The sequence below is a fragment of the Rhodococcus sp. KB6 genome (genome assembly GCF_001445685.1).
In the GTDB taxonomy this organism is placed as follows: domain Bacteria; phylum Actinomycetota; class Actinomycetes; order Mycobacteriales; family Mycobacteriaceae; genus Rhodococcus_F; species Rhodococcus_F qingshengii.
The window spans coordinates 577,527-594,252 of sequence record NZ_LNAK01000043.1; the positions used below are offsets into that span (position 1 = coordinate 577,527).

Sequence of the window (16,726 nt, forward strand, 5' to 3'; positions counted from 1 at the left end):
GACACGACTGTGACAGGGGACACTCTACAGATAACTGGACGTATGTCCATTTGATTCTGCAACGTGTTGCAGAAATGCTCAGCCGATTGCAGGTCCGAGCAGGTCATCGGCGTCGGTGATCCGGTAGGCGTAGCCCTGTTCGGCGAGGAATCGCTGACGATGTGCCGCATACTCCGCATCGAGAGTGTCGCGCGAGACCACCGAATAGAAGTGAGCCTGACCGCCGTCGTGCTTGGGTCGCAGTAGGCGTCCGAGTCGCTGCGCTTCTTCCTGTCTCGACCCGAAGGTTCCCGAAACCTGCACGGCGACAGACGCCTCCGGAAGGTCGATCGAGAAGTTCGCGACCTTACTCACCACCAGCGTCTGGATCTCACCGTTACGGAACTGATCGAAGAGGATCTCGCGTTCCTTGTTCTTGGTGGATCCCTTGATCACCGGGGCGTTCAGGGCTTCGCCGAGTTCGTCGAGCTGATCGAGATACGCACCGATCACCAAAGTCGGAGAATCGGGGTGCTTGGCCAGGATCGACTTCACGACCGCAATTTTCGTGTGAGCCGTCGAGCACAGTTTGTAGCGCTCCTCCGGTTCGGCGACGGCATAGGACATGCGCTCGGCGTCCGTCATCGTCACTCGCACCTCGACGCAGTCGGCCGGCGCGATCCAGCCCTGCGCTTCGATGTCCTTCCACGGAGCGTCGTAGCGCTTGGGGCCGATGAGCGAGAAGACGTCGCCTTCGCGGCCGTCCTCACGAACCAGCGTTGCGGTCAGGCCGAGACGGCGGCGCGACTGCAGATCTGCCGTCATCCGGAAGACAGGCGCGGGCAGCAAGTGGACCTCGTCGTAGATCACCAGTCCCCAGTCGCGGGAGTCGAAAAGTTCGAGGTGCTTGTACTCGCCCTTCGTGCGACGTGTGATCACCTGGTAGGTCGCGATCGTGACCGGCCGAATCTCCTTGCGCTCGCCGGAGTATTCGCCGATTTCTTCCTCGGTCAACGATGTGCGCGCGATCAACTCACGCTTCCACTGACGACCGGCAACGGTATTGGTGACGAGGATGAGGGTGGTGGCCTTGGCCTTTGCCATCGCTGCGGCGCCCACCATCGTCTTGCCGGCGCCACACGGCAGCACGACGACGCCCGAGCCGCCGGCCCAGAACGAATCCGCTGCCATCTGCTGGTAGTCGCGCAGTTCCCAGTGGCCCTCTTCGAAAGCGAGATCGATCGGGTGCGCTTCGCCGTCCACGTAGCCGGCGAGGTCCTCGGCCGGCCAGCCCACCTTGAGCAGCATCTGCTTGAGGCGGCCGCGTTCGCTCGGGTGGACGATCACGGTGTCGTCGTCGACCTTCTCACCGAGCATCGGCGAGATCTTCTTGTGTCGCATCACCTCGGTGAGGACTGCGCGGTCGAGGCTGACCAGGATGAGGCCGTGCACCGGGCTCTTGACCAGCTGTAAGCGTCCGTACCTGGCCATCGTGTCGACGATGTCGACCAGCAGCGGTTGTGGAACCGCGAATCGTGAGTACGACACGAGCGCGTCGACAACCTGCTCGGCGTCGTGTCCGGCGGCGCGGGCATTCCACAAGGCCAGGGGAGTGATGCGATACGTGTGGACGTGTTCGGGGGCCCGTTCGAGTTCCGCGAAGGGGGCGATTGCCTGCCTGGCATCGCCGGCGCGCTCGTGGTCGACCTCCAACAGCAGCGTCTTGTCGGATTGGACGATCAACGGTCCGTCGGTCACGGAATCCTCCTAGTGAAGCAAACGCGGCAGCCACAGAGCGTTGCGCCGCGTTGTCGGCTGACGCCAACCCTGCCATTGTCCTGGTATCGGGGCGCAGACGCCAACAGGCGACGCTCGCACAGCCCGAAGTAGAGGTGCCCGAGTGCGAGCACCCCTACGTCAACAGGGCAGGATCGACCGCTATTCCGGGAGGCCCGCGGGTAGTACGAGGATCTTCACGTGTTCGTCGGGTGCGCGCAGAGCTGCGAAAGCGTCCGAGACTCCATCCAGACCGACCCTGCCGGTGATGATCGCTTCGGCGTCGATCTCGCCGTCGGTGAGCCTCTGCAGGGTGATGTCGTAGGCATTCTCGTAAGGACCGTGACCGAAGTTGATCGAGATCCTCCGGAACTGCCCGACGACGGGAATGATCGTCTCGTCGCCGAACGGCGCAGCCAGAACCTGAATCCGCGAGTTGAACGGCAGAGTGTGCATCAGTTCTCCGATGACTCCCGCCCGACCGCTGCATTCGTAGGCGATCAGAACTCCGTTCGCGGCCTGGCCGACAAGCTGGTTGCCTTCGGCGATCATTCGATTCCACAGTTCGATCGGATCCTGCTCGGCCGGATCGACAACGATGTCCGCGCCCATCTTCGCGGCGAGCTCGCGTCGTTTGGGGGAGGGCTCCGACGCGATGACGATCTGCGCTCCGCGCGCTTTCGCGGCGACGATGGCGCCCAGTCCGATCGTTCCGCAACCGATGACGAGCGCCGAATCGGCCGAGGTGAGGCCGGACTGTTGGAGATGCATCTCGCCGACGTGGAGAGGTTCGGCAAGTGTGGCGTGCTCGAGTGACAGGTGGTCGGGAACTTTGCGGACCCAGAACGCGTCGACGACTATGTGATCGCCGAACGCGCCGTGGTACTCGTTCGAGTAGCCGATGATCGTCGGGATCCCGGTAGCGGTGTCGGTGGCCAAGCCGATGCCGGCCACCCGATCGCCGATCGCGAAATCGTCTACTGCAGAACCGGTCTCGGAGACGATACCCGCGTATTCGTGCCCCAGCACCACTGGCGCGTCCGGATCGAAGGTGGCGAGCGGGTAGCCCCCGTCGTGCGCGACCTCGACGAATCGGCACGGGTCCTTCGACATGCTCAGGTCGCTGCCGCAGATCCCGCAGGCGACGACGTCGATGCGGATCTGATGGGGTGCCAACGGCGGCGGGTCGGCGATCTCGGTGACCGCGAATTCTCCCTGCTGGAAACGGACGGCCCTCATGCGCGCACGGCTCCCGTCTCGGCCGGCTGGCCGTAGTAGTCGGTATGGGCTTTGGTGATCGCTCCGACCAGCCCGCCGATCAGGTATTCGCGATTGTCCTCGGCGAACTGCATGCTCGCCTGACGCCCGACATTTCGCTTCCGGAAGTGCGGGACCACCTCGGAGGCGAACAATTCGTAGCTGCGTTTGGTGTCCTCCCAGCTCGCCATGTCGACGTGAAGGATCAAGAACGTGCCGAACCCTCCCGTCTTCTCGATCAGACGCTCGATCTGTGCGATCGCATCTTCGGGGGTACCGATGATCGCCTGACCGAACTCGCCGAGCGTGTCGTTTCGCCACTGATCGATGATTCCGGCAGGTGTATCTGCCCAGGCCGGGTTCTGGCCGGTCTGTCGATTCACGTAAGAAGCCATCGATCCGATCCGCCGGCTCACGGCGCGCTCGGCCTCGGCTCGGGTCTCGGCGATGAACATCGGAGTGACCACACGCCACGTCGCTCGGTCGGCGTGGTGGCCGTGCTCGGCCGAGACCTTCTCGTACACATCCCAGTTGCGATCCAGTGCGTCGAAGCCGCTGGGTGAACTCGCCGCGAGTGAGAGCAGGGAGAGGCCGTTCTTGCCGGCGAGCACCGAACCGTTGGGGGAAATCGTCGACGCTGTCACGGTCTCGATGCCGTCCGCACGGTAGGTGGGCAGTTGCGCACGTGCGTCACGCAACGTGAACCAGTCGGTTTCCATGTTGACGACCTCGCCGCGAAGCAACGCGAGAATGGCCTCGAGCGCTTCGCCCTGGCGACGACGCTGGTCCGACGGGTTGATGCCCATCATGTGCGCATCGAGGGGGATCTTGCCCGGGCCGGTGCCGAAGATGAGTCGTCCGCGCGTCTGCAGATCGAGCTGAGTGATGCGGTCGGCCGTGATCAACGGGTGGTGATAGGGCAGAGACGTCACGCCTGTGCCGAACTGGATGCGCTCGGTTCGCTCTGCGGCGGCCGCGATGAACATGTCCGGGGCAGGCACGATCTCGGCGCCGGTCGAATGATGCTCACCCATCCACGCTTCTTCGAATCCGAGGTGGTCCAGGTGTGTCATGAGGTCGATATCGCGTCTGAGTTGCAGGGCGGGATCGGCGTCGAGCGGATGGTACGGGGCGAGGAAGGCTCCGAAGCGGATGGACGATGCGGACCACACGATGACAACTCCTGTCGACAGGGGAGTGATTTGGATCACTCGCTCTGATCGAGATGTCTAACATGGATCAACTGATCCAATAAGTTGAGCCTCCCGCACAGTGGGAGATTTGTAATCACCTGTAGTTCAACGTTATCTGGTGCAATGACGTCGGATATCGTTGTTGCGAGTCGATCGACTGAACCAAGTACTTTCCGAAGGAGTATTGAAGAGGTATGCAACTGGACGTCACAATCACCCCCGACTCCTCGACCGTCGAACTGAACAGTGTCGACGACTTCACCAGTCTCTCGGTCGTCGTTGGCGGCGACGATCGATCCGAGACTCTGAGTCGGGTACTGGAACCGTGGGGGGAACTCGAGGGGGATCACGTCTGGCTCGACATCGGCCACTTGGAGCAAGCCGTCGCTGCCCGGATCGGAAACACCGAGTGGAGACAGAAGTTCTCCGCGATGGTGGACTACGCACGCGCCCACGGCTGGGTGGATCGCGACAACAGGGTGCGAGCACACCGTGAATCACTCTGACTCCGCGTTCGCCACGGTTGAGACGTTTGTCGAGCCCGTGCGAAGCTCGTTCGTATGACCGACTCCCGGCAGAACCGTCAAGGCGACGCGACGCGTCTGCGTTTGCTCAAAACTGCTGAAAGGCTTTTCGCGACAGAGGGATTGGATGCAGTTTCGCTGCGCTCGGTCAACGCCGCGGCCGGTCTCGGGCCGTCATCGGTCCACTACCATTTCGGAACCAAGGACGATCTGGTCGCAGCGGTGCTGTTGGACATGGGAACGTCGGTGCGAGATCAGATCAGCGCGAACGTCGACGCCCTCTCCGCCGACAAGACGCCGCCGACGGTCGAGGCGCTGGTACGGGCCGTCACTGCGCCCTACAAGGCATTGCTCCTTCGCCATCGCACGCGGGGAATGCGATGGATCAGAATCGTCACGCAGATCTCGCAGCCGCAGATGTCACGACCGGGCCATCCAGCCCTCGAGGCGACCGAGCTGCACCTGCGTGAACATCTTCTCGACCAGGTCCGTCGTACTTTTCCTGCTACCGATCCCGAACGGCTCGAGACTCGCTGGGCGATTGCCTTGATGGGCTTCCTCCAGGCGTTGAGCCGGGCGGACGATTGGAGCGGAAGTGGCAAGCCGCTCGCGCCGGAGCGGCTTGCCGACTTCTACGAGGACCAGGTCGTCTTTCTGGTGGGTGGTGTGCGGCAGTTATTGGGGTGAGCGCCTAATCGATGCGTCTCCTATTTCTGCGCGACCACTGACTTCCGCATTTCCATTACATGAGTAATAGCTTCGGAAATTCCGGACCGGTAACCGATATTCTTTTCGGAATCACCCGGAGTGGAATCAAGCTCCGATTCGAGTCTCGTTTGAATGCGGTCCAGGGTATGGATTGTTCTTTTCACGATGGTTGATTCTCTTTCTGCGGTAAATCCGATAGAAGTATTCCGGATTGCCGAGCGTGTTCGTCGAGGACGCAGAGTGAAGCGAGGGTCATGCCCGCTGCGTACCCGCGCGAGCGTGCGTCAGTTCCTCGATTACGTGACTTGAACAGGTTGAACGTTTCGTGCAGGTGCACGAGGGTGTCGGTGGAGGCAGGCATTGGTCAGCTTCGCAATCAGCTCGTCTTCTCTGGACTTTGCTGTCAGCTCCGCTTCCGCTTACGGATGAACTCGGAAGACTCCGCAGTTTTCGCCCGCTTCTCCGCGCGGCGTTCCTTGATCGACTGGGCGGGTTTCTTCATGTTCTTACCCGGCGCCTTGTCAGCCATTGTCGCTCCTCATTTTTCGAAGTGGCAATCACAAACTGACCTCGACCATACTTCATTTACAGAAAAAAGCCAGTTGCTTCTTTTTTGCTACTTTTTTCCGGAGTCGACGGGGCTGACGGAAGTAATTCGGTGCAACGTGAAACGGCGAACCGCGCCGCTCGCGGGGTCGAAGGCGTCCAGCTGTCCGCCGCCAACGCTGACGGGGTCGACGATGCGATGCGTCGCGACCCCCTGGGCGTCGACGTAGCCGATGTTGACGCTCGAATTGTCTCGGGCCGCCGTGGCCAGCAAGGCGATGGTGGCGGCGTTGTTCTCCCGTGAACCGTCCGTTCGCACTCCGCCGCGGCCGGGGGCGGAAGCACGGTCTCCGGCCCGCATCGTGCGGACCAACGACGCCAGCTGATCCGCCGACGGGCTCGCCGGCATCCTCGACGCCGGTCGGCTGCGACGGTTGGGTACACGTGCCCCGCGTGGGCGGAGATCGACCAACGTGCCCGAGGAGTCCTCACCTGCCGGCGCGAATCCGGCGGCTCGCAGCTCGGTCAGGACTTCGCGGAGAGGGGCCTGCGAAATCGCGACGGTGGGAGCCAAGGCGCGCAGTGCCAACGGCTCGGCCACTGCGGATGCGAGGACCTCCGCCAGCAGTGACGCGTCCTCACATCGAATGAACGACGCCGCCACTCCGGCACGCAGTCGTCCGTGTCGACGGGCGACATCGTCGATCAGATACGAAAGTGATTGGGGGACAGGAGTCTTCGATTTCGAAGCGAACATCGCATGCAGTTCGGTGGCCGTCAGACCGGCGTCGAGCGCACGACGCACGCTGTCCTCGCTGATGCGGTACATGGACGCCGATCCGGCCGACTCGATGTCTGCGACCAGGCTCACCTGCTCGAGCAGGTCCGGTACCAGCGGGCCGGGCGCAACCAGAGTCAGATCCGCCTGGACCAGGATGTAGTCGATGGGCTCGGGTAGGGCGGACTGCATTTCGGCTTCGGCGTCCCCGCCGTGCAGCAAAGCTCGTCCAGGTGACGACAACGCGCCGCGGGCCACCAGCCCGAGCGCGGCGGCCTCGTCCAGAGTCCGCTCGATCGCGAACGTCCGTAGGCGCCCGCTCCATCGCGGGCGTCGCCACGCCAGTAGTCGACTTACCTCGACGGCCGACGCGGTCTGGCCGCTGTCGAGTTCGGAGAGCAGCCCGAGAATGGCCTGACGATCTCGCGGAGCCGCCGGAGCGCGGCCCTCCTCGGACAACGCCGCGATCGGCTTGTCGGTGGAATCGCGCAGCCCGATCATCCACGGAACTCGAGGTACGTCGACCCAGGCGGACGCCAGGACCTCCCACCGTCGCGCTGTGGACGCGTTCAGCCAGCCGTCGACCGCGAGCGTGGGCGTCCAGTATTCGTCCGCGTTGTCCGAGACCGGCGCCGGATCTGGTGTTCCACTGGCGATGAGTCCGGCTGCCGAGAGCAACTCGACAAGTAGGCTCACGCGCGCTTCGTCGAGATCGGCCGTCTTGGCCACGCGTCGTAGTTCTCGAACACCGAGCCCACCGGCTCGCAGTGCGGGAGCCGGCGCTGCGCCCAGAACGGCGATCACGTTCTCGCATTGGCGTACCAACTCGAGCGCCTCGCCGGCTGCTGCGGCGTTCACGTCCGCCGGCTTGAGTTTGTCGCCCCCGATGACAGGTGCGGTCAGCGTCGTCGGATCGAAAACCGGCTCGCCGCGGATGACCTGACGAACCGTCGCCGGAAGCTCGACGGTCTGCTCGTCGAGCCACCGCAGCAGGCCGGCCGCCAGCAGTCGTTGAACCGGGCGCTCAGGCGGCGTTCCGGGGGCAGCGTCGCGGGTGCGACCGATCGGGCTGGAGTTGGCGAGTGTCTCGAGGAGATCCCGCTCGCGGGTGTCCAGAGCGTTGAGCGCAGCCGAGATCTCGGTCTCGGTCATTGCCTCGGCAGGTTCTAGGGCGCGCCCCACACGCCACGGAATCATCCCGATGACTGCCGGGACGACGCTGATGGGATCGACACCCCAGATGAGGGCGGACGCGCGCATCTTCGACAGAGACTTGTCGACGGCCTTCTTGGTGACCTTGCCCTTGCCGGTCAGGGCGCGTTCGGCGATCGCACTGTTGAGCTCCGCCCGCGTCATCGGAGTTTCCTCGGCGCCGGCCAGTGCCAACAATTCGAGAAGACCGAAATCGAGGGTGTCGAGTTCGTCCGCGGCTCGGCTGACCGACGCGCGTTGCTGTGCCCGACCGCTGAGAACCACCATCGTGCTCGGCGGCGGTACGGCCAGATCGGGGCGCAGACGCAGCAACTCCGTCAACTCGGCGTCACTGCGCGCCGAGAGCCAATCGGTCAGACTTTCGGCTGCGGAACTGCCCGCCGGGGTGCCACGTGTTTCGGTCATCAGGTATCAGATTAGAGACCTGGTCTGTACGGCGTAACGGCGTCCTGTCAAAATGACTTCGTGGCCAACAATTCGAAGCAACACTATGTAGATCCAGGATGGCCGGAAACTGCAGACGGAGATCACGCAGTGACCGAATTGTCATCGACCCGCGCAGGTGGACTTTCACCCTTCGGCGAGGACACCACCTTTCCGGTTCCGGTGGAGTCACTTCCTTACGTACACCCGCACACCGTCATCAACCGATAACAACTCGACACGAAGAAGGCCCGCACCGAATCGGTGCGGGCCTTCTTGATGTTCGAGCGTCCGAGCGGACAGTCTTGCCGGTGTTACTTGAGGAACGACTTCGCGGTGTCGGCGACTGCGAGGATCTGCGGGTCGACCGGGATGCCGTTGGCCTCGGCGAATGCGATTGCCTGATCGATGGCGTCGGCGACCGGGTGTGCAACGGTCTGTGCGACCTGCTGCGCCGGAGCCGGAGCTGCCTGAGGAGCCGTCGTGGCCGGAGCGGAACGCTCGGTGGCGCCGCTGCTCAGCCCGAGGCTGGAGGAGCAGGACGGCCATGCGCCCCAACCCTGGTTTGCGAGAACACGCTCGGCAACAACGATCTGCTGCTCGCGAGTGGCCTGGTTTGCGGTGGCTGCGTACTGTCCGCCGCCGTGTGCGTTCCACGTGCTGGGGGAGAACTGCAGTCCGCCCTGGTAACCGTTGCCTGTGTTGATGGCCCAGTTTCCGCCGGCCTCACACTGGGCGAGACGATCCCAGTCGGAGTCGGGGGCAGCGTTTGCGGTTCCGGTGGCTGCAATTCCTGCTACGCCCATGATGGCGCCGGTGACGGCGACCTTGGCGACAGTGCGGCCGGTGGTGGTGGGCTTGCGATGGCGTCCGCTCATGATGGTCGAAATCCTCTCCACACGCGCCTGCGAGGTCAGCTGTCGGGTTCGGGCTGAGAGGTCGCCCGGCCTCGCCTTTCCTGGCTGGAAAGGGTCTGGCTTCACCCCAAGATTCGGTCTTGCGATCGAACCGGTGTCCACTGGAGAACTTTTCTGTTCTCACAGAGGACTTTGGGTCCCCCGTCCTCGTCCCTGGAATGCTCTGTCGGAAGTCCGGTACCCGCGGGACAAGGCTTGGCGCGGCGGGCCGGAGGTGGCCGAGTTTCCCGGCCGAAAACGACGGTAACGGCTCGAGTCGCTCGTGTCACCATTTGATAACGCGGCGTGGCGAAAGACGTACAACGCGTCACACAAAGCGCAGGAGACTCTTCCCAGGTAGGTGGGGGTGCCCGAGTGAATGTCCGGTTGTGTCCGTTCCGTTATCCATCCGTAATGTGAGCAAGGTCACACGCTATGCGGAAATAGAATTTCGGGCGATTGAGAGGTGCGTCGATCCGGACCCAAGGTTGTGGCCCGTGTCTCAACATCGACTTTGAAACTTAGGTTAGGTTTGCCTGACTTGCCTCGCTTGGGCAGGTTTCGCAGAGTCTTCCAAAGAAGTAGGGCACCCCTCATGAAACTGCAATACCGTCGGCGTGCGGTCACCGCGTCACTCGCCGTTGCCGCTGCTGCTGTCGGCCTGGCCGTCACTGCTCCCGCTGCACACGCCTCACCCGAGGATCCGACACACGGTGTTGTCGGAAGCTATTCCGCAACCCAGCCCGGCGACATCGTCGTCGACGCGGCAACCCACCGCGGATACATCACGCAGTACGGCGGACCGACCAGCTCGTTGTCCGTCGTCGACACGAACACCGGCAAGTCCGTCGGCACCATCGACGGCGTCGTCGGTTACCCGTCGGCACTTGCCGTCGACTCAGGCCTCGGACGCGCATACGTGTCCTCCTCCTACGGCGGCGCGATCTCGATTGTCGACACGAAGACCGGCAAGGTCGAAAAGACGGTCACGCTGAGCGAGAAGAACCCCGACGGCTCGCGTCCGCAGATCAACGATGTCGTCGTCGATCCCACAACACACCGCGCGTACTTCTCGGACTACAAGTCCGGCAACATCCGAGTCGTCGACCCCAACGCCGCCGACGCCGTGTCGAGCATTCTGGTCCACAAGTCGGCAACGCCGACCAAGCTCGCCTTCGACAGTGTCCGCGGCTTCCTCTACATCGCGGACACCAACTTCTTCGACGAGAATTACGGCCGCACGCTGTGGCAGGCGGACGTACGCAAGGGCGGAGCACTCAAGTCGATCGTGCGTGCCGACAACCTCTACCCGGTCGACGTCGATGTCGACACGAACACCGGCAACATCTACATGACCGACACCCGGGCAACCAACCTGTGGGCGATCACCCCGGTCGGCGCGGTTCTGTCGAAGACCACGCTGTCTCCGACTGCGATTCCCAACGGCGTGGTCGTCGACGCTGCGGCAGGCATTGCATATGTCGCGGACGTCATGAACGGACACCTGTGGTCGGTCGATCTGACGACCCGCGCCACCACCGCTCTGACCGATACCAAGGTTCCGGCACTGGAGAAGGTCAAAAACCTCGCGCTCGACACCTCGACCGGCGCCATCGCGTCGACGACCAACGGGGGCAAGGTGACAGTCGTTGCTGCGTACCCGCTACCCGCGACCGTCGAATTGCCTGCCGCTCAGGTAGGTAAGGCGTATTCGCACAAGCTCACTGCCGCCGATGCGCGCGCAACCTTTGCACTCACCAGTGGCACTCTGCCCGGCGGACTGTCCCTCGCACAGGACGGCACCATCTCGGGTACCCCCACCGCTGTCGGCAGCGTCACCGTCGAGGTCACTGCGAAGAGCGTGCTTTCGCGTGCTTCGAGCGTGACCATCGTGGTCTCCGAGGGGCCGGTCGGCCCCGTCGATCCGGGCAACCCGGGAACGGGAACCGGTTCGCTCGGTAACCTTCCCGGACTCGGTAGCCTCGGGCGCTGATCCGACCTGATACGAGAGAACCCGACCACAGCAACTGCTGTGGTCGGGTTCTTCGGTCCGCGGGCCCGCTATGCGTAATCGACGCGGTCCACGACTATGCGTAATTCACCCGGTCCACGTCGACGATCTCCTTGCCGAGCGGCATCAGCGAGATCGGAATCATCTTCAGGTTCGCGACCGCGAGCGGAATTCCGATGATCGTGATCGCCATCGCGACGGCGGTGACGATGTGTCCGATCGCCAACCAGATACCGGCGATGATCACCCAGATGACATTGCCGATCATCGAACCGACACCAGCGGTCGGCTTGTCGACGACGGTCTTACCGAACGGCCACAGTGCGTAGATGCCGATGCGGAATGCCGCGATTCCGAAGGGAATCGTGATGATGAGGATGCAGCAGATGATGCCTGCGGCGAAGTAACCCAACGCCAGCCAGAAGCCGCCGAAGACCAGCCAGATCACGTTCAGGAGGATTCTCATGGTCAGTGACCTTTCGGTTGGAGGCGGGAGTGATCAGCGCACCCGTCGACCGGATCTGAGCGTGTAGACGATGGCCAGGAGGAAGCCGATCGGGCACGCGAGTGCTACCAGGTACAACGCCAGGCCGGGTGGGGTGTCGCTGAAGATATGGACTGCGAAGATGGCCACGATCGCCAGGAATCCGACGATGAACAGTGCCATCGCCGTACGGAACAGACCGTTTCCGGTGCCGGAAGTGCGCGGGTTCGGTTGAGGGTCCACACCTACGAGGATAGTGCCTGTAAACCTGGGTGCCGACCCGGGTTCGTCACAGGTAGACTGTTAACAGACTGCGCGCCCCGCTGAAGCAAGTGTGGGGCGCGTTCTTTTGCATTCTTCCACCGGAAGCGATGCGAGCAAGGCCATGAGGCTCTTCCGAGAGCCTCCCGAGCACATTGGGGCAGACGCCCCAGTCGAGTGATGAGCAGGTGAACGCGGTGCCGACCGGCAAGGTGAAGTGGTACGACGTCGAAAAGGGTTTCGGCTTTCTGTCGCAGGAAGAGGGCGAGGACGTCTACGTCCGTGCTTCCGCTCTCCCCGAGGGCGTCGAAGGCTTGAAGGCCGGCCAGCGCGTCGAGTTCGGAATGGCTGCGGGCCGCCGCGGTCCGCAGGCACTGAGCCTGAAGGTACTCGAGCCGGCGCCGTCGTTGCGCGGCGCGACGGCGACGCGTCGTGAGCCCGTCGAGCGTAAGCACACCCCTGATCAGTTGCACGGCATGGTCGAGGACATGATCACGTTGCTCGAGGCGAAGGTCCAGCCGGATCTGCGCAACGGCAAGTACCCGGACCGCAAGACCGCTCAGCGGATCTCCGAGGTCGTCCGGGCCGTCGCTCGCGAGCTCGACACCTGATCGCTCGATACGAGCTGCCATACACGGCTTCGAAACAAAATGCCCTGCACACCAATCGGTGTGCAGGGCATTTTCGACGTTCCGGGGATCAGGCGGTCTTGATCGACCAGATCAGCAGTCCCTGTTCGCTTCCCTCACCGACGGCGAGGTGGATTTCGACGCCGACGAGTTGCTTGACGGGATCGCTCGAAGACTCGACCGTCACTGCCAGGGCCTCGCCGGGCTCGAAGACTCGGGGCTCACCGGTCTGGTTGCCGTCGGCATCCTCGTAGACGGCGAGCAGTGCCCACTGCGCATCCGAGACGTCCGTCGACAACGACAGCTGCAGCGGGTAGCCCGCTGGAACGTCGAGTGCGTAGATGTCGCCCACCTGGGCGCACTGGGACAGGTCGATGGTGCAGAAACCGGCAGGGTTCGTTTCGATCGTCTTGCCGTGTGCGTATGCAGTGATGACCGGTAGCTTGTCGGGGTCGTCGTTGATGTTCTTGATGATCACGAAAAGAACGGAGACGTAAGCAACCAGTGCCACCACCATCAGGACACTGATCGCTGCCACGATCTTCTTTGTTCTCGAGCGCATCATCACTGCGGAGTACTTCCTTGTCCTCGGTTGGATTTACCGGTGTAAATCACTTCGGTCACTTCTTGTTCGGCCAGATCGGGTCGCTTCCCGCCGAGGCCGGGCAGGAGGCTGCTTCCTCGGTAGCTCAGGAAGGTCTGCAGAAGCCCGATCGTCAGGAACACCGATACAACAGTGAACCCGATCCAGTATTCGGTCGGAAGCAGAACCCCCAATGCGCCGCCGAGTACCCAGCTCAGCTGCAGAACCGTCTCGGATCTACCGAATCCGGACGCGATCGATTCCTCGGGCAGGTCGTGCTGGAGTGACGCGTCGAGTGAGACCTTGGCGAGTGCGCTGGCGGCCGATGCGATGAGCGTGGCAAGCGCTGCCGTCATGAGGTTGTCCGTCAGCGCTGCGATCACCGCGATGATCCACACCGACGCAGTGCACCGGAGCACGATCAAGGCAGGCCGGCCGAGCTTGAGGCGCGCACCCGTGGCATTTCCGGCGAAGTTACCCAGACCGGCTGCTGCGCCGACCAGGCCGAGCATCATGGCCTGCTGGAGCGGCTCGTGATCGGTGCGTGATTTGGCGACGAACGCGATGTAGAGCGTCAGGAAGCCGGTGAGCACGCGAATGGTGCCGTTGCCCCAGAGTCCGATGATCACGGCGCGTCCGAGAGGCTGACGGACCTTGGCAGGTTTGGCGTCCGGCTGCGGTGGGGCGCTGCCGGCGTGATGCGCTTCGTCCGGGTGGTAGGTGATGGTCGCGGGAACCTCACCTTCGGTGACCTCGACCCACGACGGGATTCGCATGCTCAGATATGCGCCGAACACGGTGACGGCGACCGCGAACCACAAGGCGCCGGTGGAACCGAAAGCCAGCGCGAGCGCACCTGCGACAGCGCCGGCCCCGATCGTTCCACCGATCAGCCCGAAGACCGTCAGACGCGAATTCACGCGCACCAGGTCTATTTCCGGTGGTAGGACGCGTGGTGTCACTGCGCTCTTGAGCACCGAGAACGATTTACTGAGCACCATCATGCCGAGCGCGGCCGGATAGAGGATCCAACTGTCGAAGTTGAAGACCAGGATCACCGCGAGGAGCGTCCGGATTCCGAACGACGACGCGAGTGCGATGCGGCGTCCGCGCTGCAACCGGTCGAGCATGGGGCCGATGAGCGGTGCGATGACCGCGAACGGTGCGATCGTGATCAGGAGATAGAGCGCGACCTTGGTCTTGTCCTCGCCCGTCGCGGCCGAGAAGAACAGCGTGTTGGCCAGAGCGACGGAGATCGCCGCGTCGGTCGCGTTGTTCGTCATCACCGCGTAGGTGAGAGCGGTCAGACCGGACTTGTCCGCGCCGTCGGCCTTCGCCGCGCGCTGGAAGGTCGCGATGCCCTTGTTCGTCAGTTCGCGGCTGCGCATCGCTGCGACGCGAGTGACGGTGAGCTTGCGAGGCATCGGTGGAGCCTTGGGAGCGTCCGCCCCCGGCGTCTTCGAACCGGCCGCGGATTCGGAGTCTCCCCGCGATTCGGGAATCGGATGCAGCGGTGGCAAAGGCGTGCGACGGGCAGCGGGACGGGCCGAAGGTGGGTAATTGTCCGGGCGGGCCGCGGGTGGGTAATTGTCGTAACCGGGGTGCACCTGTTGCCCCTCCGGCTCGTCGTGGATTCGCCGAGTTTCGGGGTCGTAGGGTTCGCGCGGTCCGGTCACCACTCAATTCTGTCCTAGTGTCGGCGCGGCTACCACGCACACCCCTGCGAGTCCTGTGTCATGTCGGACTCAGTTAACAAAACGGACTTCGAACATCTGCGGCCAATACTTGCCGGTGAGCAGGAATCGATCGGTACCGGGAATCTGCGCGATGCCGTTGAGAACGTCGACGGTGCTGGTCGATCCGTCCGCGACGAGATCTTCGCGTAGCGGCGAAGCGTCGTACACGTTCGTGACGCTGCCGTCCGACGGGTCGATTCGGACGACGGTGTCCGTGGTCCAGACATTGGCGTAGACGGAGCCGTCTTCGGCGCATTCCAATTCGTTCAGCTTGCCGACGGACTCCGAAGATCTGGTGACGTCGACGGTCGAGATCGACGCGAAGGTTTCGGGATCGCGAAAGGTCAACGTGGCCGAACCGTCGCTCGAGACCAGCCGATCCCCGAGCGAACAGATTCCCCATCCCTCGGTGTCGAGTGGGAACCGCCCTCGTTCGGTCAAGGTGTCCTTGTCACGGGCGATGGCAACGCCGTCTTTCCAGGTGAGTTGCCACAGTGTGTCTCCGGCAACCGTGATGCCCTCACCGAACAACGGCGGGTCGAGATCGGCACGCGCAACTTCCGGTCCCGAAGCGGGGGACTGCTCGTCGGAGATCTCGCTCGAGCGCACCCAGGACTGCCCGACGCGTCCGGTGCTTTCGTACAACCGGTTTCCGTCGATCTCGAGGCCCTGCGTGAACGCGTCGGGATCGTGCGCGGACACTCGAACGATCTCGACGGAGCCGGTTTCGGACGTGAGGTTGTCGGGAGCGCCGGGGGAATCGGAGCACCCCGCCAAGGCCGAGGCGATCACGGCGACCACTGCAAAAGTGCGCACGGAATTGGCGTGTGACCTACTCATCTGCCCAGCATGGCAGCCCAGTGCGTTGCGGACTTGCGGTGGTGCGGCAAACTGGAGGAGTGAGTGTTGCTACTTCTCCAGAGCGTGCAGTGCCGCGCCCAGTACTGGCCGATGCGGTCGAGCTTGCCCGAAAGGCAGTCGTCGACCTGCATGAAGGCGGTGTGGGGGCATACCTCGGCGTGACGTCGGAGGACGAATTTGCCGCCACCCATCGATTTGCAGCAGACATTCCGGGATACCGCGGTTGGCAGTGGGCGGTTGTCGTCGCTGCCGGACCGGAGGACACCCACGCCACGATCAGTGAGTTGGCGCTGTTGCCGGGTCCCGACGCGTTGGTTGCGCCGGAATGGCTGCCATGGGATCAGCGGATTCGTCCCGGCGATCTGTCCGTCGGTGACCTACTCGCCCCGCCGGCCGAGGATCCTCGCCTCGTTCCCGGCTACGTCGCCACCGGTGACCCGGAAGTCGACGAGGTAGCTCTCGAAATCGGGCTCGGCCGCAAACAGGTCATGAGCCGCGAGGGCCGACTCGATGCCGCGCAGCGTTGGTTCGACGGTGACTTCGGCCCGGAGTCGGAGATGGCGAAGGCCGCGCCGTCGACGTGTGGACTGTGTGGATTCTTCCTTCCACTCGCCGGTTCGCTGCACGCAGCGTTCGGTGTGTGCGGAAACGAACTCTCCGCAGACGGCCGTGTGGTCAGCGTGTCTTACGGTTGTGGCGCGCACTCGGACACCAGCTTGCCGCTCGGTGCGGGCTCGCCGCAGTTCGACGCATTCGACGACGGGGCCGTCGAGCTGATTGCGGTGCCCGCTCGCCCGTCGAGCGCTGTTGCAGTTGAGGATTCGGTATCCACCGAGTAGAAGATCCGTTCGGTACGGACGCACTCCGCG

At 63.4% G+C, this 16,726-nt stretch carries 17 protein-coding genes and 1 riboswitch; of the genes, 6 read left to right on the forward strand and 11 right to left on the reverse strand.

Translation table 11 applies throughout. The features are described from left to right. Positions 1–78 precede the first annotated feature (78 nt). From ASU23_RS09830 to ASU23_RS09840, 3 genes are all read right to left on the reverse strand, one after another. On the reverse strand, positions 79–1,737 hold the full coding sequence (locus ASU23_RS09830; RefSeq protein ID WP_003940219.1) for a DNA repair helicase XPB: 1,659 nt from the start codon (positions 1,735–1,737) through the stop codon (positions 79–81). Between the two features lie 180 nt (positions 1,738–1,917). Then, positions 1,918–2,994 carry an alcohol dehydrogenase catalytic domain-containing protein gene (locus ASU23_RS09835; RefSeq protein WP_058037815.1) on the reverse strand — a complete coding sequence of 359 codons (1,077 nt, stop codon included), beginning with the start codon at positions 2,992–2,994 and terminating at the stop codon, positions 1,918–1,920. Beyond that, positions 2,991–4,184, reverse strand: coding sequence for an LLM class flavin-dependent oxidoreductase (locus ASU23_RS09840; protein ID WP_058037910.1), 1,194 nt, complete (start codon positions 4,182–4,184; stop codon positions 2,991–2,993). The genes ASU23_RS09835 and ASU23_RS09840 overlap by 4 nt, the downstream gene beginning before the upstream one ends. Before the next feature lie 215 nt (positions 4,185–4,399). Here ASU23_RS09840 and ASU23_RS09845 point away from each other — a divergent pair, with 215 nt between their 5' ends. Together ASU23_RS09845 and ASU23_RS09850 are read left to right on the forward strand one after the other, a co-directional pair. Further along, entirely contained in the window at positions 4,400–4,711 is a 312-nt protein-coding gene (locus tag ASU23_RS09845) for a hypothetical protein (protein WP_003939736.1), read from the forward strand. Positions 4,712–4,765: 54 nt separating this feature from the next. Continuing rightward, on the forward strand, positions 4,766–5,416 hold the full coding sequence (locus ASU23_RS09850) for a TetR/AcrR family transcriptional regulator (protein ID WP_003940633.1): 651 nt from the start codon (positions 4,766–4,768) through the stop codon (positions 5,414–5,416). Between the two features lie 424 nt (positions 5,417–5,840). On the opposite strand, the gene ASU23_RS35095 is transcribed toward ASU23_RS09850, so the two are convergent. Both ASU23_RS35095 and ASU23_RS09860 read right to left on the reverse strand, forming a co-directional pair. Then, entirely contained in the window at positions 5,841–5,966 is a 126-nt protein-coding gene (locus ASU23_RS35095; protein ID WP_007733507.1) for a hypothetical protein, read from the reverse strand. A gap of 87 nt (positions 5,967–6,053) precedes the next feature. Then, positions 6,054–8,378: a helicase-associated domain-containing protein gene (locus ASU23_RS09860; protein ID WP_030535357.1), complete on the reverse strand. Its 2,325-nt coding sequence runs from the start codon at positions 8,376–8,378 to the stop codon at positions 6,054–6,056. Positions 8,379–8,438: 60 nt separating this feature from the next. Between ASU23_RS09860 and ASU23_RS09865 the strand changes: the two genes are divergently transcribed. Then, positions 8,439–8,627 carry a hypothetical protein gene (locus tag ASU23_RS09865; RefSeq protein WP_019744939.1) on the forward strand — a complete coding sequence of 63 codons (189 nt, stop codon included), beginning with the start codon at positions 8,439–8,441 and terminating at the stop codon, positions 8,625–8,627. 83 nt (positions 8,628–8,710) lie between these two features. On the opposite strand, the gene ASU23_RS09870 is transcribed toward ASU23_RS09865, so the two are convergent. Continuing rightward, the gene (locus ASU23_RS09870) at positions 8,711–9,274 is read right to left on the reverse strand and encodes a transglycosylase family protein (RefSeq protein ID WP_003939675.1); all 564 of its coding nucleotides are present in this window, start codon (positions 9,272–9,274) and stop codon (positions 8,711–8,713) included. Positions 9,275–9,282: 8 nt separating this feature from the next. Beyond that, positions 9,283–9,503: riboswitch (cyclic di-AMP (ydaO/yuaA leader) on the reverse strand. A 384-nt stretch (positions 9,504–9,887) separates the two neighbouring features. Between ASU23_RS09870 and ASU23_RS09875 the strand changes: the two genes are divergently transcribed. Further along, positions 9,888–11,285 carry a YncE family protein gene (locus tag ASU23_RS09875; protein ID WP_058037816.1) on the forward strand — a complete coding sequence of 466 codons (1,398 nt, stop codon included), beginning with the start codon at positions 9,888–9,890 and terminating at the stop codon, positions 11,283–11,285. 94 nt (positions 11,286–11,379) lie between these two features. On the opposite strand, the gene ASU23_RS09880 is transcribed toward ASU23_RS09875, so the two are convergent. Both ASU23_RS09880 and ASU23_RS09885 read right to left on the reverse strand, forming a co-directional pair. Further along, positions 11,380–11,769, reverse strand: a complete 390-nt coding sequence (locus ASU23_RS09880) for a YccF domain-containing protein (RefSeq protein ID WP_003939919.1) — start codon at positions 11,767–11,769, stop codon at positions 11,380–11,382. Positions 11,770–11,802: 33 nt separating this feature from the next. Continuing rightward, positions 11,803–12,030 carry a hypothetical protein gene (locus ASU23_RS09885; protein WP_003940194.1) on the reverse strand — a complete coding sequence of 76 codons (228 nt, stop codon included), beginning with the start codon at positions 12,028–12,030 and terminating at the stop codon, positions 11,803–11,805. Positions 12,031–12,245: 215 nt separating this feature from the next. On the opposite strand from ASU23_RS09885, the gene ASU23_RS09890 reads away from it, so the two are divergent. Then, positions 12,246–12,659, forward strand: coding sequence for a cold-shock protein (locus ASU23_RS09890; RefSeq protein WP_007733502.1), 414 nt, complete (start codon positions 12,246–12,248; stop codon positions 12,657–12,659). An 88-nt stretch (positions 12,660–12,747) separates the two neighbouring features. Here ASU23_RS09890 and ASU23_RS09895 read toward each other — a convergent pair whose 3' ends face one another. From ASU23_RS09895 to ASU23_RS09905, 3 genes are all read right to left on the reverse strand, one after another. Continuing rightward, on the reverse strand, positions 12,748–13,242 hold the full coding sequence (locus tag ASU23_RS09895) for a DUF2771 domain-containing protein (protein WP_207624414.1): 495 nt from the start codon (positions 13,240–13,242) through the stop codon (positions 12,748–12,750). Then, a complete protein-coding gene (locus ASU23_RS09900; protein ID WP_223304424.1) occupies positions 13,242–14,936 on the reverse strand; it encodes an MFS transporter in 1,695 nt (564 codons plus the stop codon). The genes ASU23_RS09895 and ASU23_RS09900 overlap by 1 nt, the downstream gene beginning before the upstream one ends. A 69-nt stretch (positions 14,937–15,005) precedes the next feature. After that, the gene (locus ASU23_RS09905; RefSeq protein WP_253741268.1) at positions 15,006–15,836 is read right to left on the reverse strand and encodes a glutaminyl-peptide cyclotransferase; all 831 of its coding nucleotides are present in this window, start codon (positions 15,834–15,836) and stop codon (positions 15,006–15,008) included. A gap of 38 nt (positions 15,837–15,874) precedes the next feature. On the opposite strand from ASU23_RS09905, the gene ASU23_RS09910 reads away from it, so the two are divergent. Continuing rightward, positions 15,875–16,696, forward strand: a complete 822-nt coding sequence (locus ASU23_RS09910) for a DUF3027 domain-containing protein (protein ID WP_030535360.1) — start codon at positions 15,875–15,877, stop codon at positions 16,694–16,696. The last annotated feature ends 30 nt before the right edge of the window (positions 16,697–16,726 follow it).